We start from the raw sequence: 2197 nt of genomic DNA, 5'->3' as shown, positions 1-2197 counted from the left end.
ATTAGTCGCTAAACAAAACAAGCCACACCCAAAGGACTGAGTTGATGCCTATCCTACCACCTCTGCCACGACCACAACGGCGCCGCATTCACAAAATCATCCATGCCACCCGTGATAAAGGACATGCTCGTCGCTTGATGGCCATCTTGCTGTTACATGAAGGACGCACGATCACCGATGTTCATCACCTTACCGGCGCTGCGCGCTCGACCATCGGTCGTTGGCTTCGGTGGTATCGAGATGAAGGCATAGATGCGCTAGAAGCCTTACCGGCTGGCCGTGCCCCAGTCTTACCTATCGCCAAGATTGTCACCTTACTGGTGCTGCTCATGCAGTTTTCTCCGCAAGATTTTGGTTATCAGCGCAGCCGTTGGTGTACTGAACTATTGGCTATAAAAATCAATCGGTTAACAGGGCTCAATGTGGCAGCCTCCACGCTCCGCCGATGGTTACTTCGTATGGGCATTGTCTGGCGCAGGCCCGTGCCGACCTTGCGGATAAAAGACCCAGCCTATCAGGAAAAAATGGCGAATATCGACGCCGCGCTGGCCCGCTGTGATGCCGATAATCCGGTGTTTTATGAGGATGAAGTCGATATAGACCTCAATCCCAAATTAGGAGCCGACTGGATGTTCAGAGCGCAGCAAAAGCGGGTTGTCACACCGGGGCAGAATGCCAAGCATTATCTGGCAGGCGTTCTCCACGCAGGCAACGGAAGGGTACTTTACGTCAGCGGGATCAAGAAAAACTCATCGCTGTTTATTGCCATGCTGGAAAAGCTGCGCCACCACTACCGACGAGCCAAAACCATCACGTTGATCCTCGATAACTACATCATTCACAAAAGCAAACAGACCGAGCGATGGTTGAAGAAGAATCCCAAGTTCTGCCTGGTGTTCCAGCCAGTTTACAGCCCTTGGGTTAATCACATAGAACGGCTATGGCACAAGTTACATGAAACCATCACGCGCAATCATCAATGCAGAGGGATGGCCAGCCTGCTGGCCCGAGTGAAACACTTCATGGATACCGTGTCTCCTTTCCCGGGGAATGGCTATGGCACAGCGAAGGTGTAGCACTATTGGGATCAGTTATTTAGTGCCTTGCGATTTGGTGTGGGGGGCATGATTAACCAGAATAGCACAATACGAGTCCCGCCTTACTGTCATTGGCATTGCTCTGCCATGCTTATAATAGCAAGAGGCCCAAGCCCACTTTGAAGCCAGTATCCTATATGCTTATTTTATGGCGTAACTTTGTGAACCCATGTAGAGCCAACAACCTGAGATTAGCTCCGTCAAAATCCGTGCCCCTGTGGTAGCGGCAAGCAGTACAAACAGTGTTGTTTACACTGACCAACAAAATAGATAGCAAGAGACAATGGAGCTACCGTTTATCAGCAATACCTCCCACCGCCCACTTTTACGTAGTCCGACAGCGCGAAGTCGTCCCGCGTTGCTTAACCTAGCAACAGCACGTTCCACCGTGTTGTGTATTTCCCAACTTGCTCCGCGACTTGTTTATAAGCATCAGAGTTGGGTCTTCTGCCAACACAACCAACAAGATCTGCTCTGGCGTTTTCACCCGCATTTCTACCGGATTTTTAACCCGCGTTTTTCCTGCGATGCGGGTTGAGTGATGATCGCCTGGGTTAAGGCAACAGCAGATGGTGTTTGAGGTGTAACTCAAAGCGGCCTGATTTCTGAGCGGGTGTTGCACTTCAGAGTTGAATTCGTCGTAGAGTTCCTGTCGCAATTTGATCTCCGCCTATAGTACATAATGGTTCAACTCCAGCCTGTATCACCATATAAAACAATGTGTTGGCATCTTCACTGAGCCAACACATTGGTCGTTTTTGGCCTGGGGTACCACAGCACACATCCAATAGCTAGAAACCAGGGATACAAATAAGTCTTATTCGAATTGATTTCAGATATATATTATCTCCATGAACCTACCTAAGGGACTGCTCTGTGCAGTCCCTTTTTCATTGGAGATTTCTCATGGCTCACCTGATCGATACGATGGCCTACACCGGCCAAACCCCTTGGCATGGCCTTGGCAATGTTTTGCCCCCGCAACAATCTCTCGATATCTGGCTGCAGGCAGCCGGGATGGATTGGACCATCGAGCAGAGCGACGTGATGTTTAACGTCGCCTCCGATGCACTGCATATCCGTCCCTACAGCGATAGCAA

At 50.1% G+C, this 2197-nt stretch carries 1 protein-coding gene and 2 pseudogenes; all 3 read left to right on the top strand.

Features of this window, described 5'->3' with window-relative positions; translation table 11 throughout:
- Positions 1 to 44 precede the first annotated feature (44 nt).
- Positions 45 to 1076: an IS630-like element ISAhy2 family transposase gene (locus AB5Y85_RS00630; RefSeq protein ID WP_257687111.1), complete on the top strand. Its 1032-nt coding sequence runs from the start codon at positions 45 to 47 to the stop codon at positions 1074 to 1076.
- A 219-nt stretch (positions 1077 to 1295) separates the two neighbouring features.
- A pseudogene (locus AB5Y85_RS00625) lies at positions 1296 to 1355 on the top strand (SEC-C metal-binding domain-containing protein); the annotation flags it as partial.
- 648 nt (positions 1356 to 2003) lie between these two features.
- A pseudogene (locus AB5Y85_RS00620) lies at positions 2004 to 2197 on the top strand (hypothetical protein); the annotation flags it as partial.

The sequence above is a fragment of the Aeromonas sp. R3-1 genome, assembly GCF_040908345.1.
Classification (GTDB): domain Bacteria; phylum Pseudomonadota; class Gammaproteobacteria; order Enterobacterales; family Aeromonadaceae; genus Aeromonas; species Aeromonas veronii.
The sequence above is the reverse complement of the archived record's forward strand: the minus strand, read 5'-3'. Positions and strand labels throughout refer to the sequence as shown.